At 68.5% G+C, this 23,156-nt stretch carries 22 protein-coding genes; 13 read left to right on the forward strand and 9 right to left on the reverse strand.

The genetic code is table 11. The features are described from left to right. Positions 1–28: 28 nt before the first annotated feature. Positions 29–1,675 (reverse strand): 3-(methylthio)propionyl-CoA ligase, encoded by a 1,647-nt coding sequence (locus AC3WOE_RS23115; protein WP_492693734.1) that lies wholly within the window; start codon positions 1,673–1,675, stop codon positions 29–31. Positions 1,676–1,809: 134 nt separating this feature from the next. Here AC3WOE_RS23115 and AC3WOE_RS23120 point away from each other — a divergent pair, with 134 nt between their 5' ends. The 6 genes from AC3WOE_RS23120 (at position 1,810) to AC3WOE_RS23145 (ending at position 6,838) form a co-directional block, all read left to right on the forward strand. Then, positions 1,810–3,258: a protein adenylyltransferase SelO gene (locus tag AC3WOE_RS23120; protein WP_492693735.1), complete on the forward strand. Its 1,449-nt coding sequence runs from the start codon at positions 1,810–1,812 to the stop codon at positions 3,256–3,258. After that, a complete protein-coding gene (gene msrB / locus AC3WOE_RS23125) occupies positions 3,255–3,680 on the forward strand; it encodes a peptide-methionine (R)-S-oxide reductase MsrB (RefSeq protein ID WP_492693736.1) in 426 nt (141 codons plus the stop codon). Before AC3WOE_RS23120 ends, msrB begins: the two co-directional genes overlap by 4 nt. 75 nt (positions 3,681–3,755) lie before the next feature. Then, the gene (locus AC3WOE_RS23130; RefSeq protein ID WP_492693737.1) at positions 3,756–4,388 is read left to right on the forward strand and encodes a septation protein A; all 633 of its coding nucleotides are present in this window, start codon (positions 3,756–3,758) and stop codon (positions 4,386–4,388) included. Further along, positions 4,385–4,648 (forward strand): BolA family protein, encoded by a 264-nt coding sequence (locus AC3WOE_RS23135; protein WP_492693738.1) that lies wholly within the window; start codon positions 4,385–4,387, stop codon positions 4,646–4,648. The genes AC3WOE_RS23130 and AC3WOE_RS23135 overlap by 4 nt, the downstream gene beginning before the upstream one ends. 74 nt (positions 4,649–4,722) lie before the next feature. Next, a complete protein-coding gene (locus AC3WOE_RS23140; protein WP_492693739.1) occupies positions 4,723–5,532 on the forward strand; it encodes a peptidylprolyl isomerase in 810 nt (269 codons plus the stop codon). Between the two features lie 79 nt (positions 5,533–5,611). Next, positions 5,612–6,838, forward strand: coding sequence for a cystathionine gamma-synthase family protein (locus tag AC3WOE_RS23145; protein ID WP_492693740.1), 1,227 nt, complete (start codon positions 5,612–5,614; stop codon positions 6,836–6,838). On the opposite strand, the gene AC3WOE_RS23150 is transcribed toward AC3WOE_RS23145, so the two are convergent. Beyond that, a complete protein-coding gene (locus AC3WOE_RS23150) occupies positions 6,835–7,506 on the reverse strand; it encodes an ABC transporter ATP-binding protein (protein WP_492693741.1) in 672 nt (223 codons plus the stop codon). The genes AC3WOE_RS23145 and AC3WOE_RS23150 overlap by 4 nt on opposite strands. Between AC3WOE_RS23150 and AC3WOE_RS23155 the strand changes: the two genes are divergently transcribed. Continuing rightward, on the forward strand, positions 7,505–8,149 hold the full coding sequence (locus AC3WOE_RS23155) for an arylesterase (protein ID WP_492693742.1): 645 nt from the start codon (positions 7,505–7,507) through the stop codon (positions 8,147–8,149). The genes AC3WOE_RS23150 and AC3WOE_RS23155 overlap by 2 nt on opposite strands. Here the strand turns inward: AC3WOE_RS23155 and AC3WOE_RS23160 are convergent, their stop codons facing one another. Together AC3WOE_RS23160 and def are read right to left on the reverse strand one after the other, a co-directional pair. After that, a complete protein-coding gene (locus tag AC3WOE_RS23160) occupies positions 8,150–10,204 on the reverse strand; it encodes a DUF6600 domain-containing protein (protein WP_492693743.1) in 2,055 nt (684 codons plus the stop codon). Positions 10,205–10,277: 73 nt separating this feature from the next. Further along, a complete protein-coding gene (def, locus tag AC3WOE_RS23165; RefSeq protein WP_492693744.1) occupies positions 10,278–10,817 on the reverse strand; it encodes a peptide deformylase in 540 nt (179 codons plus the stop codon). Between the two features lie 46 nt (positions 10,818–10,863). Here def and AC3WOE_RS23170 point away from each other — a divergent pair, with 46 nt between their 5' ends. From AC3WOE_RS23170 to AC3WOE_RS23195, 6 genes are all read left to right on the forward strand, one after another. Then, complete coding sequence (locus AC3WOE_RS23170) at positions 10,864–11,823, forward strand: MBL fold metallo-hydrolase (RefSeq protein WP_492693745.1); 960 nt, start codon at positions 10,864–10,866, stop codon at positions 11,821–11,823. 293 nt (positions 11,824–12,116) lie between these two features. Then, positions 12,117–14,639 (forward strand): nitrite reductase large subunit NirB, encoded by a 2,523-nt coding sequence (gene nirB, locus AC3WOE_RS23175; RefSeq protein WP_492693746.1) that lies wholly within the window; start codon positions 12,117–12,119, stop codon positions 14,637–14,639. Positions 14,640–14,654: 15 nt separating this feature from the next. After that, on the forward strand, positions 14,655–14,978 hold the full coding sequence (gene nirD / locus AC3WOE_RS23180) for a nitrite reductase small subunit NirD (protein WP_492693747.1): 324 nt from the start codon (positions 14,655–14,657) through the stop codon (positions 14,976–14,978). A 29-nt stretch (positions 14,979–15,007) separates the two neighbouring features. Next, positions 15,008–15,820, forward strand: coding sequence for a formate/nitrite transporter family protein (locus AC3WOE_RS23185; protein WP_492693748.1), 813 nt, complete (start codon positions 15,008–15,010; stop codon positions 15,818–15,820). A gap of 7 nt (positions 15,821–15,827) precedes the next feature. After that, the gene (locus AC3WOE_RS23190) at positions 15,828–17,555 is read left to right on the forward strand and encodes a bifunctional protein-serine/threonine kinase/phosphatase (protein ID WP_492693749.1); all 1,728 of its coding nucleotides are present in this window, start codon (positions 15,828–15,830) and stop codon (positions 17,553–17,555) included. Positions 17,556–17,647: 92 nt separating this feature from the next. After that, positions 17,648–18,754 carry an EAL domain-containing protein gene (locus tag AC3WOE_RS23195; protein ID WP_492693750.1) on the forward strand — a complete coding sequence of 369 codons (1,107 nt, stop codon included), beginning with the start codon at positions 17,648–17,650 and terminating at the stop codon, positions 18,752–18,754. 18 nt (positions 18,755–18,772) lie between these two features. Here AC3WOE_RS23195 and AC3WOE_RS23200 read toward each other — a convergent pair whose 3' ends face one another. Genes AC3WOE_RS23200 through AC3WOE_RS23220 form a run of 5 tightly spaced genes read right to left on the reverse strand, consistent with a single transcriptional unit; the run spans position 18,773 to position 23,092 of the window. Next, entirely contained in the window at positions 18,773–19,015 is a 243-nt protein-coding gene (locus tag AC3WOE_RS23200) for a DUF2789 domain-containing protein (RefSeq protein ID WP_492693751.1), read from the reverse strand. Positions 19,016–19,046: 31 nt separating this feature from the next. Beyond that, entirely contained in the window at positions 19,047–19,928 is an 882-nt protein-coding gene (gene yddG / locus AC3WOE_RS23205) for an aromatic amino acid DMT transporter YddG (protein WP_492693752.1), read from the reverse strand. Between the two features lie 41 nt (positions 19,929–19,969). Beyond that, complete coding sequence (gene ntrC, locus AC3WOE_RS23210; protein ID WP_492693753.1) at positions 19,970–21,442, reverse strand: nitrogen regulation protein NR(I); 1,473 nt, start codon at positions 21,440–21,442, stop codon at positions 19,970–19,972. 34 nt (positions 21,443–21,476) lie between these two features. Further along, positions 21,477–22,574, reverse strand: a complete 1,098-nt coding sequence (glnL, locus tag AC3WOE_RS23215; RefSeq protein ID WP_492693754.1) for a nitrogen regulation protein NR(II) — start codon at positions 22,572–22,574, stop codon at positions 21,477–21,479. A 23-nt stretch (positions 22,575–22,597) separates the two neighbouring features. Next, positions 22,598–23,092: a hypothetical protein gene (locus AC3WOE_RS23220; protein WP_492693755.1), complete on the reverse strand. Its 495-nt coding sequence runs from the start codon at positions 23,090–23,092 to the stop codon at positions 22,598–22,600. Positions 23,093–23,156: the final 64 nt, after the last annotated feature.

The raw sequence follows: 23,156 nt of genomic DNA on the forward strand, positions 1-23,156 counted from the left end.
GCGCAGTCCCGGGCTTACCCCAGACGAATCAGACGGTCGGCAACTTGTGATCCAGGAACTGCTCGCGCAGCTTCAATTTCTGCACCTTGCCGGTGGCCGTGTGCGGGATCTCGGTGACGAAGACGATGTCGTCCGGGATCTGCCACTTGGCGATGCGGCCGTCATAGAAGGCCAGCAACTCCTCGCGTGTCACGCTCGTATCGGGCTTCTTGACGATGACCAGCAGCGGCCGCTCGTCCCACTTGGGATGCCGGGCGGCGATGACGGCGGCCTCGTGCACGGCCGGGTGGGCCATGGCGATGTTCTCGAGGTCGATGGAGGAGATCCACTCGCCGCCGGACTTGATGACGTCCTTGCTGCGGTCGGTGATCTGCATGAAGCCGTCGGCGTCGATGGTGGCCACGTCGCCGGTCGGGAACCAGCCGGGTTCGCCATCGACGCTGACCAGCGGCGACTCGTCGTGGTTGAAGTAGCGGGAGATGACCCAGTGGCCGCGCACGACGAGATTGCCCGAGCTCTGCCCGTCCCAGGGCAGGGAGCGTCCCTCGTCGTCGATGATGGCCATGTCGACGCCGTAGATGACGCGGCCCTGCTTCTCCAGCAGGCGCTGCTGCTGATCGGGCGGCAAATTGAGCTGGCGCGTCGTCAGCTTGGACAGCGTGCCCAGCGGCGACATCTCGGTCATGCCCCAGGCGTGGATGACCTCGACGCCGTAGTCCTGCTGCAGCGACTTCATCATGGCCGGCGGGCAGGCCGAGCCGCCGATGACGGTGCGCTTGAAGGTTGAGAACTTCAGGTTGTTGGCCTTGACGTAGTTCAGCAGGCCCAGCCACACCGTCGGCACACCGGCGCTGAAGTTGACCTTCTCGCTCTCGAACAGCTCGTACAGGCTCTTGCCGTCCAGATGAGGCCCGGGCAGCACGAACTTGCAGCCGACGATGGCCGCACTGTAGGGCAGGCCCCAGGCGTTCACATGGAACATGGGCACGACGGGCAGGATGACGTCGCGGCTGGAGCAGTCCATCGCGTCCGGCAGCGCCGCCGCATAGGCATGCAGCACCGTGGAGCGATGGCTGTAGACGGCGCCCTTGGGGTTGCCGGTGGTGCCGGAGGTGTAACAGATGCTGGAAGCGGTGTTCTCGTCGAACTGCGGCCAGGCGTAGTCGCCGGTCTCGGCGGCCAGCAGGTCTTCGAAGCACAGCAGGTCGGCAATGCTGCTGCTCGCCGGCATGTGGGCGCGCGAGGTCATCAGCACGAAATGCTTCACCGTCTTCAGCGCCGGCGCGACCTTCTCGACCAGGGGCAGGAAGGTGGCGTCGAAACAGAGGATGCGGTCCTCGGCGTCGTTGGCGATCCAGACGATCTGCTCGGGGAAGAGGCGCGGATTGATGGTGTGGCAGACCAGGCCCGAGCCCGAGCTGCCGTAATAGATCTCGAGGTGGCGATGGCCGTTCCAGGCCAGCGTGCCGATGCGGTCGCCGGGCTGGCAGCCCAGCCGCGCAAAGGCCTGCGCGGCCTGGCGCGAGCGGCGCGCGACCTCGCCCCAGTTGCTGCGATGCAGGTCGCCCTCGACCCGCTTGCTGACGATCTCGGTTTCGCCCGAATGCCGTTCGGCGTGCTTCAGCAACGACGAAATCAGCAGCGGGTCCGACATCATCCGGCCCATCAATGCCATGGTTGTCTCCTGGCGGTCTTATCGACCCAGTCTAGTCGCCACTGTGTTGACTGAAACGTCACAACCGCGACCCTCGTACCCCGGGGAAACACCCAGGCCAGCAGAGTGAAAACCCCTCTCACTAAACTGGGGCGATGAACCCGTTCAACGGTCTTGCCTGGACCAACCGTTTTGCCGACCTGGGGCCCGACTTCTTCACCGAACTGCCGGCCCAGGGACTGCCCGACCCGCACTGGGTCGCGCAAAGTCCCGACTGCGCCCAGTTGCTCGGTTTGCCCGCCGACTGGACCGCAAGCCCCGAAGCCCTCACCGCCTTCGCCGGCAACGCGCCCTGGACGGGCATGCGGCCGCTGGCCAGCGTCTACAGCGGCCACCAGTTCGGCGTCTGGGCCGGGCAGCTCGGCGACGGCCGCGCCCTGTGGCTGGGCGAGGTCGACACGCCGGCCGGCCCGCAGGAACTGCAGCTCAAAGGCGGCGGACTGACGCCTTACTCCCGCCGCGGCGACGGCCGTGCCGTGCTGCGCTCCTCCATCCGCGAATTCCTGTGCTCCGAGGCCATGGCGGCACTCGGCGTGCCGACGACGCGGGCCCTGTGCATCACCGGCTCGCGCCTGCCCGTCATCCGCGAGAGCGTGGAGACGGCCGCCATCGTCACCCGCGTGGCGCCCAGCTTCATCCGCTTCGGCCACTTCGAGCATTTCGCCCACCACGACCAGCTCGACGCGCTGCGCCGCCTGGCCGACTGGTTCATCGCCCATCACGCCCCCGAATGCGCCGACGCGCCCGAGCCGGTCGTCGCACTGCTGAAGAAGGTCTCGCTGCAGACCGCCGACCTGATGGCCCACTGGCAGGCCATCGGCTTCTGTCATGGCGTCATGAACACGGACAACATGTCCATGCTCGGCCTCACGCTGGACTACGGGCCTTTCGGCTTCATGGATGCCTTCAACCCCGGCCACGTCTGCAACCACAGCGACGACCGCGGCCGCTACGCCTATGCGCGCCAGCCCGCCGTCGGCTTCTGGAACCTGCATGCCCTGGCCCAGGCCTTCGTGCCGCTGCTGGAAGGCGAGCAGGACGCGGCCGGCGAGCGCCTGCTGGAGGCCGTCGAGGCCTATCGCGAGCGCTTTGCCAGCCAGATGCTCGCCCGCCTGCGCGCCAAGCTCGGCCTGGAAGGCGAGGACGCCGGCGACCAGGCCCTGGCCGACGATTTCCTGAAGCTGATGGCTGCCTCGAGCGCCGACTTCACGATCAGCTTCCGTCGCCTGTCCCGCGCGCTGTCCAATGCCGAGCCGCTGCGCGACATGTTCATCGACCGCGAGGCCCTGGACGCCTGGCTGGCCCGCTGGCGTGCCCGCGTGACCCCGGGCGCCGAGGCACGCATGCTGGCCGTCAACCCGGCCGTCGTGCTGCGCAACCACCTTGCCGAGGGCGCCATCCGCGCCGCCCAGCAGAACGATTTCACGGAGACAGCCCGCCTGCTGAAAGTTCTGGGCCGCCCGTTCGACGAACCCATCGTCCCCAGCGACGCGGCCCTGCCGCCCGACTGGGCCCAGCACCTCGAAGTCTCCTGTTCATCATGAGCCACGATTCCAGCAAGACCTACCCCATCCAGAAGACCGACGCCGAATGGCGTGAGCAGCTGGACGCCATGCAATACCAGGTCGCCCGCCATGCGGCGACCGAGCGCGCCTTCACCGGCCAGTACTGGGACCACTTCAAGGACGGCCACTACAACTGCATCGGCTGCGGCACACCGCTGTTCGAGTCCGACACCAAGTTCGACGCCGGCTGCGGCTGGCCGAGCTACTGGGCGCCGGTCAACAGCGAGGTCATCGAACGCGTGGTCGACCGCAGCCACGGCATGGTGCGCGTCGAGGTGCGCTGCAACAAATGCGGCAGCCACCTCGGCCATGTCTTCCCCGACGGCCCCGAGCCGACCGGAGAGCGTTACTGCATCAACTCGGCCGCCATCGATTTCGTGAAAGACAATCCCGGCCAATGAAACCCCCACGCTCATTGCATTCACTGCCCCCCGAGGGGGCGCGTCAGCGTCTCCAGACGGCTGAGCGTCGCTGACATGAAGCTGTTGCTCGACTTTCTTCCGCTGATCCTCTTTTTCGTCGTCTTCAAGGTTGCCGAAGGCCATGCCGATGTGGCCGCGGCCTTCGCGACCCAGCATCTGGGCTTCCTCGTGCAAGGTGGCGTCGTCGGTGCGCAGGAGGCCCCCGTGCTGCTGGCGACGCTGGTCGTCATGGTCGCGACACTGACCCAGGCCGCCATTTTGAAACTGCGCGGCAAGAAGATTGACTTGATGTTGTGGATCAGCCTGGTCATGGTGGTCACGCTGGGCGCGGCCACCGTCTGGTTCCACAACGAGACCTTCATCAAGTGGAAGCCAACCGGGATTTACTGGACGACTGCGCTGGTGCTGTGGATTTCCCAGGCCTTGCTGCGCAAGAACCTGATCCGCTCCATGCTCGGCGCCGAGATGGAACTGCCGGAAGACGTGTGGCTCAGGCTCAACCGAGCCGCCGTCGTGTTCTTCGCCGCGATGGGCGTCGCCAATCTCTATGTGGCCTACAACTTCTCGACCTCGACCTGGGCCAACTTCAAGGTGTTCGGCGCGACCGGGTTGATGGTGGCGTTCTTTCTCGGCATCGGCTTGTATGCAAGCAAATATCTGCCGCCGGAAGAGGACAAGCCGTCGTGAGCCTGAGCGCCGAAATCGAGCGCCGGCTGCGCGCCGAGCTGATGCCGTCCGAGCTGAGCATCCGCGACGACAGCGCCCAGCACGCCGGCCATGCCGGTGCCCGCGAAGGCGGCCACTTTCATGTGGCTGTCGTGTCAGATCGCTTTACAGGTCTGCAAAGATTGGCCCGGCATCGCCTCGTTTATCATTGTTTGTCCGACCTGATGCAGCGCGGCATCCACGCGCTGGCCATCGACGCCCGCGCCCCGGGTGAACCCTGAGCCAGGTCGAGCATGATTGAACCGCGCGCCCTGCACCGGGGCGCGATTTTTTTAGCCTGATCCACACTATCCTCATGAAGAAGCTTGCGCTCGCCGCCGTCGTTGCGGCCACCGTTTCGGCACTGGTTCCGGTCGCTGCAATTGCGCAGAACGTCGCCACCGTCAACGGCAAGCCCGTGCCCAAGGCGCGCGTCGAGACGCTGATCCAGCAGGTCACCAAGAGCGGCCAGCAGCAGCGCTCGCCCGAGCTGGAAGCCCAGGTCAAGGACGAAGTCGTCCGCCGCGAAATCTTCATCCAGGAAGCCGAGAAGCGCGGCATTCCCCAGGGCTCCGACTACAAGACCCAGATGGATCTGGCCCGCCAGATGCTGCTGATCCGCGGTCTGATGGAAGACTTCAAGACCAAGAACCCCGTCAGCGACGCCGAAGCCCAGGCGCAGTACGAGGAAATCAAGAAGGCCAACGCCGGCAGCGAATACAAGGTCCGCCACATCCTGGTCGACAAGGAAGAAGACGCCAAGGCCCTGACCGCCCAGATCAAGGCCGGCGCCAACTTCGAAGAACTGGCCAAGAAGAACTCCAAGGACACCGCCTCGGCAGCCAACGGCGGCGACCTGGACTTCCAGAACCCCAAGACCAACGGTTTCGTGCCCGAGTTCAACAGCGCCATGATCGCCCTCGAAAAGGGCCAGGTGACGCAGGAGCCGGTGAAGAGCCAGTTCGGCTATCACATCATCAAGCTGGAAGACGTGCGCCCCGCCACCTTCCCGGCCTTCGACGACGTCAAGGCCCAGATCAAGCAGCGCATCGAGCAGCAGAAGATGGCCGAGTTCCAGGACAGCCTGATCAAGAAGGCCAAGACCGACTACACCTTCAGCAAGTAAGACGATCCCCGGATCGCCTGTTGCGACACTTGCAAGACCCGCTCCGGCGGGTCTTTTGCCATCTGGACCCAAGAAGCCCATGTCCGACGCCCTCAGCACCCGCCTCGTCCACGCCGCCGGCGGCGACCGCGCCTCCGGCGGTGTCCATCCGCCCGTCCATCCGTCGGTGCAATACGCCTACGACAACGTCGAGGATCTGATCGCCGTCTTCCAGGGCAAGGCCAAGGGCAGCTTCAACTACGCCCGCCAGGGCACGCCGACCACGGCGGCGCTGGAGGCCGTCATCACCGAACTCGAAGGCGGCACCGGCACGGTCAGCTTCGCCACCGGCATGGCGGCGCTGAGCGCCCTCTTCCTGACCCTGCTGAAGGCCGGCGACCACCTCGTCACCAGCTCGCGCATCTTCGGCAACACCAACAGCTTCTTCCAGACGCTGGAAGCCCTGGGCGTGGCCATCAGCCGCGTCGACGCCAGCGATGAAGCCACGGTGCAGGCCGCGCTGCGGCCCGCGACGCGCATGGTCTTCGTCGAGACCCTCGCCAACCCCAGCACCCGCATTCCCGACCTCGAAGGCATTGGCGCGCTGTGCCGCGAACGCGGCCTGCTCTATGTCGTCGACAACACCGTCACCTCGCCGGCCCTGTGCCAACCCAGGCGCTTCGGCGCCGGCCTGGTCATGAACTCGCTGACCAAGACCCTGGCCGGACACGGCGAAGTCCTGGGCGGCGCCGTCACCGACACCGGCTGCTTCGACTGGTCGACCTATCCCAACATCTTCGACGCCTACCGCCAGGGCGACCCGCGCGGCTGGGGCCTGCAGCAGATCCGCAAGAAGGGCCTGCGCGACATGGGCGGCACGCTGTCCAGCGAGGCGGCCCACCGCATCCTGGTCGGCGCCGAGACGCTGACGCTGCGCCTGCAACGCAGTAGCGACACGGCGCTGGCGCTGGCCCGTCATCTGGAAGCCCACCCGGCCATCGAGCGCGTGCACTACCCCATGCTGGAAAGCCACCCCGAGCACGAGCGCGCGCGCGACTGGTTCGGCAGCGGCTCGTGGATGCTGAGCTTCGAGCTGCGCGACACCGAGCGCCTCGTCGAGGTGCTGAACCGCCTGCGCCTGCCGCGCAAGGCCACCGGCCTGGCCGACACGCGCAGCCTGATCATTCCCGTGGCACCGACCATCTTCTGGGAGATGGGCCGCGAGGCCCGCGCCGCCATGGGCATCGCCGAGGGCCTGGTGCGGCTATCCGTCGGCCTGGAAGCGGCCGAGGACCTGATCGCCGATTTCGACCAGGCGCTGGCTTAGGCCGCCAGGCGCCCCGCTTCGATCTTGAGCTGGCGCTGGCAGCGCGCCGCGATCTCGCGGTCGTGGGTGACCAGTACCAGCGTCGTGCCGGCCTCGCGGTTGAGCTCGAACATCAGCTCCATCACCGAGGCGCCGGTCGCGAAGTCCAGGCTGCCGGTCGGCTCGTCGGCCAGCAGCAGGGCCGGCCGCTGCACGAAGGCGCGCGCCAGGGCCACGCGCTGCTGCTCGCCGCCCGACAGCACGCGCGGGTAATGACCCAGGCGCTCGCCCAGGCCGACGCGGGTCAACATGGCGGCGGCCTGCTCGCGGGCGTCGCGCGCGCCGCGCAACTCCAGCGGCAGCATGACGTTCTCGAGCGCCGTGAGATTGGGCAAGAGTTGAAAGCTCTGGAACACAAAGCCCAGCTCGCGGGCGCGCACCGCGGCGCGCTCGTCCTCGTTGAGCGAGAACAGGTTCTGGCCACGCAGCTTGACCGAGCCGTCGCTCGGCGTATCCAGGCCGGCGAGGATGGCCAGCAGCGTGCTCTTGCCCGAGCCCGAGGCGCCGACGATGGCCACCGACTCCTGAGCGGTCAGCTCGAAGCTGATGTCATGCAGAATCGTCAGCTCCCCGGTCGCGTCGCGCACGCGCTTGGTGATCTGGTCAACTTGAACAAGGGCTTCGGGCATGTCGGGACTGCGGCGGCGATGGGTGTTGGCGCACTTTAGCCTGGGGGCTTTGGCCAGCTTTTCGTCAGGGGTGACCGCGGCCGCCGAGGCGCCCGTCGTGCTGGTGGTCGGCGACAGCCTGTCGGCCGAATACGGCCTCAAGGCCGGCGACGGTTGGGTAGCCCTGCTGCAGAAGCGCCTGGCCGAGCAGAAGAAGCCCTATCGCGTCGTCAACGCCAGCATCAGCGGCGACACGACCTCGGGCGGACGCAGCCGGCTGCCGGTGGCGCTACGCACCCACAAGCCGGCCGTCGTCATCATCGAACTGGGCGGCAACGACGCCTTGCGCGGCCTGCCGCTGGCCAGCACGCGCGACAACCTGCTGGCCATGGCCCGCGCGGCCCAGGAGGCGGGCGCCAAGGTGGTCATCGCCGGCATGCAGGTGCCGCCCAACTACGGCACGGCCTATGGCAAGGAGTTTGCCGACCTGTTCGAGCAGGTCGCCAAGCAGGCCAAGACCGCCCTCGTGCCCTTCCTGCTGAAGGGCGTGGCGGACCGGGCGGACGCCATGGACTGGTTCCAGGGCGACCGCATCCACCCGCTGGCCAAGGCGCATCCGCTGATGCTGGACAACGTCTGGCTGGCGCTCAAGCCCCTGCTCTAGTCAGCGCTCGTTTTCCTTGCGGTCGCGCTTGTCCTGGCGCACCGGCGCCCCGTCCTGGCGGCCACGCTGCGGGCCTTCGTCGCGCGGCTGGGCGCGGGGTTGGGGTTGGGCCTGCGGTTGAGGCTGCGCCTGCGGTACTTGCACGCGCTGGGGCTCAGGCTGCGGCATGCGGCGCTGCTGCTCCTCACGGCGCTGCTGCATTTCGCGCTGCTGGGCCTGCTGCTGCATCTCGCGTTGTTGCGCTTCACGCTGCTGGGCTTCCCGCTGCTGCGCTTGCTGCTGCATCTCACGCTGCTGCGCCTGCTGCTGTTGCTGCTGCATCTCACGCTGCTGGGCCTCGCGGTTGCGCGCATCGCGTTGCTGCATCTCGCGTTGCTGTGCGTCCCGCTGCTGGGCTTCGCGCTGCTGCATATCGCGCTGCTGCGCTTCCCGCTGTTGGGCATCGCGTTGTTGCTGCTGCTGTTGCGGCTGTTGCGCGCGCCAGGGCATGTTGTCGCCACCACGCTGCGGCTGATCGACGTTCGGACGCTGCTGCTGGGCCGGCTGAGGCTGGGGCACGACCGTCGGCACGGCCGGTTGGGCCACGCCAGGCATGGGAGCCTGAGGCTGCGCCTCGGGGCGGTCGCGGCGCACAGGCAACTGGCCCTCGCTGCGCCAGCCCATATTGCCTTCGGGCGTGCGCGGCGTTCGGCGCGGCAGCTCGGCCTCGGGCGGCCGCGCCGGCGCCGCGGGCAGCACGGCGGCCAGGTCGCCGCGGCCCGGTGCCGTCGGCAGCGAGCGATTCCAGCCCGGTTCGGCACGGCGGTCAGGGCCACGCACGGGCAAGGGCTGGATGGCCGCGCCGGGTGCCGGCAGGGTGCTGACGGCGTTGGGGACGTCACGGTAGCGGTGCGGGCGCTGCACGGTCACCGGGTCACGCACGTCGCGCGGGTCGTTGACGCGGTTCACATAGCGCGGGCTGTGGTGGTAGGCCGGCACATAGACCTCGCGCGGCGCCAGTGGATACCAGCCGAAGCGCGGCGGCGGCGGGCGGCTGCCGACGGTGATGCCGACACTGACGGCGCCGCTGCCGACCCAGCCCACCAGGGCCGGCGCATAGACGGGCCGGTGCACATAGGGCCCCGGGGCCCAGCACCAGCGACCTCCCCAGCTGACCCAGCGGCCATAGTGGAAGGGCGCGAAGCCCCAGGGCGCGTCATCCACCCAAGTCCAGCCCCAGTGACGCGACCAGACCCAGCGGCCATAGCGGTAGGGCGCCCAATCGGCCACGACCACGGTGGTAGGCACCCACACGGTGCCGTAGTCGGGTGCGGTCTCCCAACGGCCATAACGGTCCAGATCCTCGGCACCCGTCATCTCGGGCGACACATAGCGGGCGACGGGACGGTCGCCCTCCTCGCGGCTATCGGCCAGCACCCAGTCGCCGAAACCGTCGCTGTACAGCGGGCCGCGCTCGGCGCGCGGGCCGTCGGGCCACCAGAGCTCCACCTGCTCGCCGGTGCCCACGGCCACGGGCGAGGCGGCGCGGGCCCATTCGAAGCGCATGCGCCCCTGCCAGACATAGACCTTGCTGCCGCGGTCCAGCTGCTCGACGCGGTAGAGCCCCTCGCGTTCCGGCTGGGCCGTGCCTTCGCGGGTGCGCAGCCGCGTCTCGGCGGCGTTCTCGGGGTTGCGCAGACGCAGGGCGACGTCGCCGCGGTCGATCTGCAACAGGGTCTGGCCCTCGTCGAGCTGGCTCAGCTCGAGGTCGCTGCGCTCGTCGACCCAGATCGTCGTGGAGCCGGTGCGCAGGCTGACGCGGGCGCGATCGTCGGTGCGAACCCGGTCGCCCTCGCCCACCGTCTGGTTGCGCGTCAGGCGGACCCATTCACGGGTGTCGTGGTCGAAAAGCCAGGCATCGCCGACGACGTCGACGACCCGGGCGGCGCGGGTCGGGGGATCCCGGTCGGCGTCCTGGGCCTGGACGGCCGGTGCGACCGCGATCAGCAGGGTCAGGGCCAGCTGGCGCCAGCGGCTGCGGTTCAGCACAAGCTTGGATTCGGTGGGCGTGGTCATGAGCCAATGCTCCTTTGCGCCTGCGCAACGCACAAGCCCGCGGACCGGTGGACCGCGCTTACAAGTTTTGCAATCAATCGTCGTCCGACGTCGGGTCGAGTTCCGGGAACAGCACGGAGGTGTAGCCGAAGCGGGTGAAATCCTTGACCCGCATCGGGTAGAGGATGCCATCGAGATGGTCGCACTCGTGCTGCACGACGCGGGCATGGAAGCCATCGGCGATGCGGGTTATGGCCTGACCGTCGGCATCGAAGCCGGTGTAGCGGATGCGCTCGTCGCGCTCGACGACACCGCGCAGGCCCGGCACCGACAGGCAGCCCTCCCAGCCCTCGGTGCGGCCGCCGTCCAGCACCTCGATGACCGGGTTGATCAGCACCGTGGGCGGCACCGGCGGGGCGTCCGGGTAGCGCACGTTCTTGCTGTAGCCGAAGATGACCAGGCGCAGGTCCACGCCGATCTGCGGCGCCGCCAATCCGGCGCCATTGGCGGCGGCCATGGTCTCGAACATGTCAGCGATCAGGCTCTTCAGCTCGGCCGTGCCGAACTCGGTGACCGGTCGGGCGACGCGCAGCAAGCGTGGGTCGCCCATCTTCAGAATCTCGTGAACGGCCACCCGGGCCTCCTTCGGCTATCGTGACCGCGATTCTAGGAAGCCCCGCATGCTTGATTACATCGACGACCTTGGCCACGGCATCTACGCCATCGACACCGGCTTCCAGCGCCCCCGCTTCGACGCGGCCTATCTGATGGTGGAGGACGGTCGCGCCGCCTTCATCGACACCGGCACCAACCACGCCGTGCCCCGCCTGCTGGCGGCACTGAATGCGCTCGGCCTGGCGCCGGACGCCGTGGACTGGGTCATCCCCACCCACGTCCATCTCGACCATGCCGGCGGCGTCGGCCTGCTGATGGAAGCCCTGCCCCAGGCCCGGGCCCTGGTCCACCCGCGCGGACTGCGCCATATGGTGGATCCCAAGGCCTTGTGGCTGGGCGCGCTGGCCGTCTATGGCGACGAGGAGATGCAGCGCAGCTACGGCAAGCTGGTGCCCGTGCCCGCCGAACGCGCCGAGGCCACGCATGACGAGCAGATCGTCCACCTCGCCGGCCGGCCGCTGCGCTTCATCGACAGCCCCGGTCATGCCAAGCACCACCACGCCATCTGGGACGAAAAGAGCCGCAGCTGGTTCACCGGCGACACCTTCGGCCTGTCCTACCGCGCCTTCGACGTCGACGGCCGCGCCTGGATCCTGCCGACCAGCACGCCGGTGCAGTTCGAACCCGAGGCGCTGAAGGCCACCGTCGCCCGTCTGCTGGCCGCCGAACCGGTCGCCATGCAGGTCACCCACTACGGCCGCATCGGCGGCTCGGTGGAAGAAGTGCAGCGCCTCGCCGCTGTGATGCTGGAGCAGGTCGACGAGATGGTCGCCCTGGCCCAGCTCCTGAAGGACGTGCCCGAGCGCCACGAGAAGCTCAAGGGCGGCCTGCTGGCGGCCTATCTGGCCCGTGTGCAGGGCCATGGCTGGCGCGGAGACATGGCCGCCGCCGCCGACTGGCTGGCCCTGGACGCCGAGCTGAACGCCCAGGGCCTGGAGGTCATGCTGGACCGCCCGGCCCGCTGACGGGGCGACGCGCCCCGCCGCGGTGCATCGCGTCGCACCGCCCCTGTGCCACCCCGCTCTGGTGCGTGTCTCTACGCAGGAAGCGCGCGTTGTTGGCGCAGGCATGGTCCTTGCGACGTAGGGGGTGAGGCCCGCGCTGAAGCGGTCCTCTGCTGACTCCAGCATCGCCAAAGGCGGCGAACCTCATCTTCCGGCCCCGACCGAGCAGACCGCTGCTCTCGGGGCCTTCTTACTGGTGGCTTCGATCCGGCCCGCAAGGCCGGACCGGCGCAGCCTGACCCGCCCAAACAGACATGCAGCACATCGTCCTCATCGGCCACGGAATGGTGGGCCAGAAATTTCTCGAATCCCTGGCGGAAGGCCCTGCGGCGGCCGACGTGCAGGTGACCGTGCTGTGCGAGGAGCCGCGCCCCGCCTATGACCGCGTCCACCTGTCCGAGTTCTTCTCCGGCAAGTCGGCCGAGGACCTGTCCCTGGTGCCCGAGGGCTTCTTCGAGAAGACCGGCTTCCAGCTGCGACTGGGCGCCAAGGCCGTGGCCGTGGAGCGCCGCCAGAACACGGTGACGACGGCCGACGGCGAGACCATCCACTACGACAAGCTGGTGCTGGCCACCGGTTCCTATCCCTTCGTGCCGTCGGTGCCGGGCCGCGAGCGCCCGCACTGCCATGTCTACCGCACCATCGAAGACCTGGAGGGCATGCAGGCCAGCGGCAAGGTGTCCAAGAGCGGCGTCGTCATCGGCGGTGGCCTGCTGGGCCTGGAATGCGCCAAGGCCCTGCGCGACATGGGTCTGCACACCCACGTCGTCGAGTTCGCGCCGCGGCTGATGGCCGTGCAGATCGACGAGACCGGCGGCCGCGTGCTGCGCGAGAAGATCGAAGCACTCGGCGTCGAGGTCCACACCAACCGCAACACCGTCGAGATCACCGACGGCGTGACGGCCCGCCACCGTCTGGTCTTCACCGACGGCACCTGGCTGGAGACCGACATGCTGGTGTTCTCCGCCGGCATCCGCCCGCGCGACGAGGTGGCCCGCCAATGCGTGCTGGCCATCGGCCCGCGCGGCGGCGTCGTCATCGACGACCACTGCCGCACCAGCGACCGCAACGTCTACGCCATCGGCGAGTGCGCGGCGTGGAACGAGCAGACCTATGGCCTGGTCGCCCCCGGCTACGAGATGGCCCGCGTGGCGGCCCGCCACATCGCCGGCGACGCCGAAGCTGCCTTCCCTGGCGCCGACCTCAGCACCAAGCTCAAGCTGATGGGCGTGGACGTGGCCAGCATCGGCGACGCCCACGGCAAGACGGCCAAGTGCCGCAGCTACCAGTTCGTCGACGAGCGCAAGCAGATCTACAAGAAGATCGTCGTCAGCGAGGACGGCCAGTTCCTGCTGGGCGCCGTGCTGGTGGGCGACGCGACCGAGTACGGCACGCTGCAGCAGATGGCGCTGAACGGCATCAAGCTGCCGGCCGACCCCGAGTTCCTGATCCTGCCCAGCAGCGACGGCAAGGCCAAGCCCGGCCTGGGCGCCGACGCCCTGCCCGACAGCGCCCAGCTCTGCTCCTGCAACAACGTCAGCAAGGGCCAGATCTGCGCCGCGGTCGGCGAGGGCTGCGCCACCATCGGCGACCTCAAGGCCTGCACCAAGGCCGGCGCCACCTGCGGCGGCTGCGTGCCCCTGGTCACCCAGGTCATGAAGCTGGAGATGAGCAAGCGCGGCATGGCGGTGAACAACCACCTCTGCGAGCACTTCCCGCATTCGCGCCAGGAGCTGTACCACCTGATCCGCGTCGGCGGCATCAAGACCTTCAGCGACCTGATGGCCAAGCACGGCAAGGGCCTGGGCTGCGACATCTGCAAGCCCGCCGCGGCCAGCATCTTCGCCTCCTGCTGGAACGACTTCGTGCTGCAGCCCGAACTGGCCGCGCTGCAGGACAGCAACGACTACTACCTCGGCAACATCCAGAAGGACGGCAGCTACTCGGTCGTGCCGCGCATGCCGGGCGGTGAAGTGACGCCCGACGGCCTGATCGCCGTCGGCCAGGTGGCCAAGAAGTACGGCCTGTACACCAAGATCACCGGCGGCGCCCGCGTCGACATGTTCGGCGCCCGGGTCGAGCAGCTGCCCTTCATCTGGGAAGAGCTGATCGCCGCCGGCTTCGAGAGCGGCCATGCCTACGGCAAATCGCTGCGCACCGTGAAGAGCTGCGTGGGCAGCACCTGGTGCCGTTATGGCGTGGACGACTCCGTCGGCCTGGCCGTCGAGATCGAGAACCGCTACAAGGGCCTGCGCGCACCGCACAAGATCAAGTTCGGCGTCTCCGGTTGCACGCGGGAATGCGCCGAGGCCCAGGGCAAGGACGTCGGCATCATCGCCACCGACAAAGGCTGGAACCTCTATGTCTGCGGCAACGGCGGCATGAAGCCCCGCCATGCCGAGCTGATCGCCAGCGACCTCAGCAAGGCCGAGCTGCTCAAGCTCATCGACCGCTTCCTGATGTTCTACGTGCGCACGGCCGACCGCCTGCAGCGCACCAGCACCTGGCGCGAGAACCTCGAGGGCGGCCTGGACTACCTGAAGGACGTGCTGATCCAGGACAGCCTGGGCCTGGCCGCCGAGCTGGAGGGGCAGATGCAGGCTGTCGTCGACACCTACCAGTGCGAATGGAAGACGGCCGTCGAGACGCCCGAAGTGCGCCAGCGCTTCCGCAGCTTCGTCAACAGCGAGAAGCGCGACGAGCAGATCGTCTTCGTGCAGGAGCGCGGCCAGATCCGGCCCGCCCGTGCTGAAGAGCGCGATGAAGCCACCGTTTGATTGGAGCAGTACCCCATGAACTACACCCCCATCTGCAGCGTCGACGACATCCTGCCCAACACCGGCGTGGCCGCCCTCGTGGGTGAGCGCCATGTGGCCGTGTTCCGCATCGGCGCCGACCGCTTCCACGCCATCGACAACATCGACCCGCGCTCCGGCGCCAGCGTGCTGTCACGCGGCCTCATCGGCAACCTCGGCGAGCGCATCGTCGTCGCGTCGCCCCTCTACAAAAACCATTTCGACCTGAGCACCGGCGAGTGCCTGGAAGCCCCCGAGCAATCGGTGAAGGCCCATGCCGTGCAGGTGCAGGACGGTCGAGTGCTGGTCGCAGTGAACTGAACAAACCCAGGCGAAAGAGGAGACAACCCATGGCCTACGTCGTACCCACCGAGTTCGTCACCAAGATGGTGGACGCGGGTGAATCCAAGCTGCTGATGTCCACGCGGGACACGCTGATCCGCGCCTACATGGCCGGCGCCATCCTGGCCCTGGCCGCGGCCTTCGCGGTGACCGTCAGCGTCAACACCGCCAACCCGCTGCTGGGCGCGGTGCTGTTCCCGGTCGGCTTCATCCTGCTCTATCTGATGGGCTTCGATCTGCTGACCGGCGTGTTCACCCTGGTGCCGCTGGCCGTGCTGGACAAGCGCCCCGGCGCGACCTGGGGCGGCGTGTTCCGCAACTGGACGCTGGTCTTCTTCGGCAACTTCGCCGGCGCGCTGACGGTGGCCGTCTTCATGGCCATCATCTTCACCTTCGGTTTCAGCGAGGCGCCCAATGCCGTCGGCCTGAAGATCGGCACCATCGGCGAAGGCCGCACGGTGGGCTATGCGGCCCACGGCGCCGCCGGCATGCTGACCCTCTTCATCCGCGGCGTGCTGTGCAACTGGATGGTGTCGACCGGCGTCGTCGCGGCCATGATGTCCACGTCCGTCTCGGGCAAGGCCATCGGCATGTGGATGCCGGTGATGGTGTTCTTCTACATGGGTTTCGAGCACAGCATCGTCAACATGTTCCTGTTCCCCTCGGGCCTGATGCTGGGCGGCAAGTTCACCATCATGGACTACATGATCTGGAACGAGATCCCGACCGTGCTGGGCAACCTGGTCGGCGGCATCACCTTCGTCGGTCTGTCGCTGTACTCGACCCACTACAAGACCGCCCCCAAGCGCGCCCTGACCTGAAGCCAATATGGGCGCGGCCCTGAGACTCGCGCTGGGCCAGCATTCGGACGCTGGCGCCAAGTCGCTGAACCAGGACTTCCACGGCGTCGCGCAGCCGACCGACGCCCAGCGCCGCTCGCGCGGCGTCGCCCTGGCCATCGCCGACGGCATCAGCAGCAGCCCGGTCAGCCAGGTCGCCAGCGCCGCCGCGGTGCGCGGCTTCCTGGAGGACTACTACGGCACCTCCGAAGCCTGGACGGTGCGCCGCGCCGCCCAATGCGTGCTGGCCGCCACCAACGGCTGGCTGCACGCCCAGACCCAGCGCGGCGACGGCCGCTTCGACAAGGACCGCGGCCATGTCTGCACCTTCAGCGCCCTGGTCTTCAAGGGCCGCGAGGTGCATCTGCTGCACGTCGGCGACACGCGCGCCTACCGCATCCACCCGACGGCGCTGGAGCAGCTGAGCAACGACCATCGCGTGCGCCTGGACGGTGGCCAGACCTATCTCGGCCGGGCGCTGGGCATCGGCCCGCATCTGGAGATCGACCACGCCTGCTGGCCGACCGAGGTCGGCGAGACCTTTCTGCTGGCCACCGACGGTGCCTACGAACACCTGGACCCGCTGCTGGTCGTCAACACCCTCGCCCGCCACGGCGACGATCTGCAGGCGGCCGCCCAGGCACTCGTCGCCGCGGCGCTGGAGCGCGGCAGCCAGGACAACGCGACGGTCATGCTGGCCCGCGTCGAGTCCCTGCCCGACCAGCTCGCCCCGCCGGTGCGCCGCGAGCGTCTGCGCCTGCCGCCGCGCCTGGCGCCGCGCATGGAGTTCGAGGGCTTTCGCGTCGTGCGCGAGCTCTATGCCAGCGCGCGCAGTCAGGTGGTGCTGGCCGTCGACGCACAGGATCGCGAATGGGCCCTCAAGCTGCCGTCCACCGACATGGGCGACGACAGCCGGGGCCTGGACCGCTTCGCCCTCGAGGAATGGGTGGCGCGGCGCATCGACAGCCCCCATGTGATCAAGGCCGCACCGGCCGAGAAGCGGCGCGAGCACCTGTTCACCGCGATGGAATTCATCACCGGCCAGACCCTGGCCCAGTGGATGACCGACCACCCCCGGCCCGGCCTGGACGAGGTGCGCCAGATCGTCGACCAGATCGCCCGGGGGCTGCAGGCCCTGCATCGCAAGGAGATGCTGCACCAGGACCTGCGACCCGAGAACCTGATGATCGACCGCCAGGGCACCGTCATCCTCATCGACCTCGCCTCCGCCCATGTGGCCGGCCTCAACGAAGGCCTGGGCGACGCCCGCGCCACCGACATCGCCGGCAGCCTGCAGTACACGGCGCCCGAATACTTCACGGGCGACGGCGGCACGCCGCTGTCCGAGCTGTTCTCCCTGGCCGTGCTGGCCTACCAGATGCTGACCGGTGCCCTGCCCTATGGCCTGCAGGTGCCGCAGGTGCGCGGCCCGCGCGACCTGCACAAGCTGCAGTACGTGCCGCTGCGTACCCGCCGGCCCGACCTGCCCGAATGGCTGGACCGGGTGCTGCGCAAGGCCCTGCATCCGCAGCCCGCGCGGCGCCAGCAGGCGCTGTCGGAATTCGCCCACGATCTCTACGCCCCGGGTCCCGAGTTCATGGCCCGGGACCGCACGCCGCTGCAGCAGCGCCATCCGCTGCTGTTCTGGCAGGTGCTGACGCTGGTCTGCGGCCTGTCGACGCTGGTGCTGCTGGCCTTGAGGTGGGGTGGTCGCTGACCCTCAATCGAGGGAAGCACCGGTGGTCATCGCCGGCGAATGTGTTTCAGAATGTGCTCATCCCGCCGGGGGCGTGGAGGGCATGAATGGGCATGACGCCTTGGTTTCTCGAAAGCGTGGCCGCCGACGGTTCGCGCGTGACGCATCGCATCGACCGGCTGCCGTTCAGCGTGGGTCGCGATCAGGGCAATGACCTGACCATCGAGGCCCAGGGCCTGTCGCGGCGGCATGCCGAACTGCAGGCGGACGAGGGTGGCGGGCTGCAGGTGGTCGACCTGGGCAGCACCAACGGCACTTTCGTCAACCACGAGCGCCTGGAAGGCCCGCGCCCGCTGGCGCCCAACGACATCATCCATTTCTGCCGCGCCGAGTTCCGCCTGACGCACGACGGCACCCTGCACGCGGCCACGCTGAACGAGCCCAACCCGATGCGCACGATGGTGGTGACGCCGGGCAGCAACCCCCTCAGCCAGAATTTCGTCCGCCAGGAGGCGCAGTTCCTGGAGTTCCTGGCCGGCCGCGGCCTGACCGCCGCCGCCCAGCCCATCGTCGATGCCCGCACGGGCCGGCTGCTGGCCTACGAACTGCTGGGCCGCTGCACCCACCCGGACCTGCCGCCCTCGCCCATGCATCTGTTCAGCATGGCCGCCTCGCTGCGCCGCGAGGCCGAGCTGAGCGAAGCCTTCCGGTCCTTCGGCGTGGCGGCCCTGGCGCCCAAGGCCCAGGGCGTGCACGTCTTCGTCAACGCCCACCCGAGCGAGACCTTCTCGGACGAGTTCTTCCAGTCCCTGCACGGGCTGCTGGCCCTGCCCTCCAAACCCAAGCTGGTGGTGGAGGTGCATGAAAGCGCCGTGGTCGAGGTCGACCGCATGCGCGAGCTGGCCGAGCGACTGAACAGCATCGGCGTGGCCTTCGCCTACGACGACTTCGGCGCCGGCCAGGCGCGGCTGAACGAGCTGGCCGAAGTGCCGGCCCACTTCGTCAAGTTCGACATGGGCATCGTGCGCAACCTGCACGAGGCCAGCGAGCGCAAGCAGCGCATGGTGCGCGACCTGGTGCGCATGGTGCTGGAGCTGGGCTCCATTCCGCTGGCCGAAGGTGTCGAGCAGGAAGCCGAGGCCGAGATCTGCCGCGACATGGGCTTCCGCCTCATCCAGGGCTATCTGACCGGCAAGCCGGTCATGGTGGACAAGCTGTAGCGGCCCAGCCGACGGGCGTCAGCACGGCTTGCGCTGCAATGCAGCGCTGAGTCTGTCCACCACCTCGGCCCAATCAGCGTCTTCGAGCAGCTCTTCTTTCAGCAGTGCGGCCTGGGCGGGGGTCCAGAACGGCGCTTCGGCCAAAGGCACGCCTGCCGCGAGCGGCGCATGGGTGTGCAAGAAGGCGGCAATGCCAGCATCGTCAGCGGGCAAGCCGAGCTGGCTGAACAGATCGGAGAAGCTGTGAAACGGGTTGTCCATGGTCTTGCCTCCATCCGATGACAGTATGGACCTAGCCCCGGCGTCCCGCGACCACCGAACCGACCACCACCAGGGCCGCACCGGCCCAGAAGCTGATCGGCAGCGCCGTGCTCAGCCACAGCGAGGCGAACAGCGCCGACAGCAGCGGCGTGGCATTGGCCGCCAGGCCCAGGGTGCCCACGTTGCCGCGCAGGATGGCCAGGTTCCACAGCGCATAGGCCGCACCAACGGCGCTACCGGCGAGCAAGACCTGGGCGACCGCTGGGCCCGACCAGTGCATGGTTCCGGCCTGCGGCTGCAGGGCGAACAGCACCCAGAAGGCCACCGCGCTCAGGGCCATGAAGAGCCAGACCCCATTGCAGCCGCGGGCCAAACGGCTGGTGACGACGCAGTACAGCGCCCAGGTGACGGCCGCGCCCAGGGCCAGGCCATAGCTGCGCGGGTTGCCCGCGGCATGGGCGAGGAAGCCGGTCAGCGTGAAGCCGGTGGCGGGCATGCAGGCCACCACGACGCCCGCGAAGGCCAGCGCCAGGCCCGCCAGCATCAGGGCTCCGACGCGCTGGCGCATCGCGAGGGCTGAACACACCACCGTCAGGCTGGGCCACAGATAGTTGACCATGCCGACCTCGATGGCCTCCGCGCGGCTGCGGGCCAGGCCCACGGCCAGCGCAAAGCAGAGCTGGTAGCCGACGAAGAGGGCCGCGCCCAGCAGCAGATAGGCGGGTGGAAAAGCCTTCAGCGGCGTGCGCTTGGTGAGCCCGAACAACAACAGCGCGCTCAGCGTGTAGAGCACGGCGGCGCCACCGGTCGCCCCCAGGTGCTCGGTGATGCCGCGCATGGTGCCGACCGAGGTACTCCACAGCAGGATGGCGCCCAGGCCCATGGCGAGGGCGGCGCGCGAAGAAACAGCCACTTCAACAATCTCCCCGGCAGACCGGGGAGTCGGTCATGCGCTCAAACGTCCAGGCCGAGTTCCTGGATCTTGCGCGTGATCGTATTGCGGCCGATGCCGAGCTTCTGCGCCGCCTCGATGCGGCGTCCGCGCGTGATGTCGAGAGCCGTCAGGATGAGCTGGGCCTCGAACTTCTTGGTCAGCGCATCCCAGACATCGGTCTCGCCGGCTGCCAGCCGCGCGCGGGCATCGGCGGCCATGTCGGCCAGCCAGCCTTCGCCACTGCTGGTGCTGGCGGGTGCCGCGGCCGGCAGCGGCGCTGCCGCGCTGGGCTGCGCCAGCGGCACGCTCGTCATCGCGGTCGCCGTCGGTGCCGGCACATAGCCGGGCTGCACTTCGTCAGGCAGGTCCTTGGGCTCGACGACCTGGCTGGGCGCCATGACGCTGAGCCAGTGACAGATGTTCTCCAGCTGGCGGACATTGCCGGGGAAGTCGAAGTTGGTCAGCACCGTCAGTGCCGCATCGGACAGGCGCTTGGGCTCGACACCGAGCTCCGTCGCGCTGCGCTGCAGGAAGTGGCGGGCCAGCGAGGGCACGTCCTCGCGGCGTTCGCGCAGCGGCGGCAGGCGCAGGCGGATGACGTTGAGGCGGTGGAACAGGTCCTCGCGGAACACGCCCTGGCGCACGCGCTCTTCCAGGTTCTGGTGGGTGGCGGCGATGACGCGCACATTGCTGCGCATCGGGCTGTGGCCGCCGACGCGATAGAACTGGCCGTCCGACAGCACGCGCAACAGCCGCGTCTGCAGCTCGAAGGGCATGTCGCCGATTTCGTCGAGGAACAGCGTGCCGCCATCGGCCTGCTCGAAGCGGCCGCGCCGCGAGGCCTGGGCGCCGGTGAAGGCACCGCGCTCGTGGCCGAAGAGTTCGCTCTCGAGCAGATCCTTGGGGATGGCCGCCGTGTTGATGGCGACGAAGGGGCCCTCGCCGCGCGGGCTGTGCTTGTGCAGCGCGCGGGCGACCAGTTCCTTGCCCGAGCCGCTCTCACCCGTGATCATCACGGTGACATTGCTCTGCGACAGACGGCCGATGGCGCGGAAGACGTCCTGCATCGCCGGCGCCTGGCCCAGCATCTCGGGCACTTGCGCGGCGGCCTCCTGCTCGCCGGCCTCGCGCTGGCTTTCCTCCTGCGCGCGGCGGATGAGTTCGACGGCACGCGGCAGGTCGAAAGGCTTGGGCAGGTATTCGAAGGCGCCGCCCTGGAAGGCCGACACGGCGCTGTCCAGGTCGGAATAGGCCGTCATGATGATGACGGGCAGGGCCGGCAGGCGGGCCTTGACCTTGGCCAGCAGCTCCAGGCCCGAGCCGCCGGGCATGCGGATGTCGGACACCAGCACCTGCGGTGAATCGTCGTCGAGAGCGGCGAGCATGTCGCGCGCGTTGCTAAAAGACCGCACCGGCAGCCCTTCGCGGGCCAGGGCCTTCTCGAGCACGAAGCGGATCGAGTGGTCGTCGTCAACAACCCAGATGGATTTCATGCAGTTCCTCAGCGGCGCCCCTCGCCTCGTGGGTCTAGGGCAGCGGCAGTGTGATTCGGAAATTCGTCAGGCCCGGCTCGCTTTCGCAATCGATCATGCCCTGGTGCTGTTGGGCGATCGTCTGCGCAAGCGTGAGTCCGAGTCCCGAGCCGCCCTCCCGCCCTGAGACCAGGGGAAAGAAGATGCGATCCCGGATCTCGGCGGGGACGCCGGGACCGTTGTCCTCGACATGCAATTCCAATGCCAAGCGCCAGCGCTGCTTGCCGATGGTGACCTGCCGGGCGACGCGCGTGCGCAGCACGATCTGGGCGTCGCCGGCCGCAATGCGCGAACCGAGCACCTGAGCGGCGTTCTGCACGATGTTCAACACCATCTGGATCAGCTGCTCGCGGTCGCCGCGGAAGTCGGGCAGCGAGGTGTCGTAGTCGCGCTGGATCTTGAGCCCCTTGGGATGCTCGATGAGCACCAGCGCCCTCACCCGCTCGCAGATCTCGTGGATGTTGACGTCGCCGACGACCTGGGCCTTGCGGTGCGGCGCCAGCAGCCGGTCCACGAGGCTCTGCAGCCGGTCGACCTCGTGCACGATGACCTGGGTGTATTCGGTCAGGCCGGCGTTGCCGTCCTGCAGTTCCAGCGCCAGCAGCTGGGCCGCGCCGCGGATGCCGCCCAGCGGGTTCTTGATCTCGTGGGCCAGGTTGCGCGTCAGCTCCTTGGTGGCCTGGACCTGGTCGAGGCTGCGCTCGTCGCGGTCCTGGCGGGCCTGCTGGGCGATCTCGATGAGCTCCACCAGCACCCGCGGCACGCCATCGCCGCCGGCGTCCATCTGCGACACGATGACGTGCACGGGCAGGCCGTCCTCATGCGCCCAGGCGCCACGGCGCAGCAAGGCATCGAAGCGGCTGCTGGAGTAGTGGTTGGCGGCGACGCCGGCCAGGGTCTCGGTCAGGCGCTGGGCGTCGTCGAACCAGTCGGGCAGCTGGGCCTTCTGCACGGCGCGGCGCGACAGCCGCATGATGTTCTCGAAGGCAGCGTTGGCGAACAGGCATTCGCCTTCGGCACTGGCGACGACGACCATGGTCGCCAGCAGGTCGAAACCGGCGAACTCGGCCGGCAGCAGCAGGGTGTCAGTCATGGAGCGCAGAGGCGCTCCGCGCCTCAGGAGGGAAGTTTGGCGATCTCGCGCTTGAGGGCCTGGATGTCGGCCTCGTGGCGGGCGATGCTGTCCTTGAGCTCGGCCATGCGGTCCAGATACTTCTGGTAGTTGCGCTCGTCGCCGCGGCGCTCGCCCTGGCCGTTGTTGAATTCCTTCTGGGCCGCGGCGAGGCGTTCCTCGGCTGCGCGCAGTTCGGTCTGCAGCACGCGGCGGCGCTCGTCGTCGCGTACGCGCTGCTGGCCGGCGTCGACGCGACTGTCAGCACCGCGCTGCCCTTCCGCCACCGGTGCCGCGGGCGCCGCAGCTCGCGGCTTGGGCGACTGCAGCACGGTGATGGGCGTGCCCTCGATGGTGCGGCAGCCCTTCTCGCTGGCTTCCTTGGCGGACAGCGCGTCGGTGTAGAGCACCGGTGGACCGGGGCAGCGGTAGACCGTGCCCTGGGCTTGCGCGCCCAGGCTGGCCAGGACGAGCAGCGGTGCCAGCAATCGATTCAGCATGGCGGCATTGTGGCTCAGCCACGTGAACAAAAAAGGGGCCGCACCGGCGGCCCCTCTCTGGGGA

The organism is Roseateles sp. FW305-36, assembly GCF_058787015.1.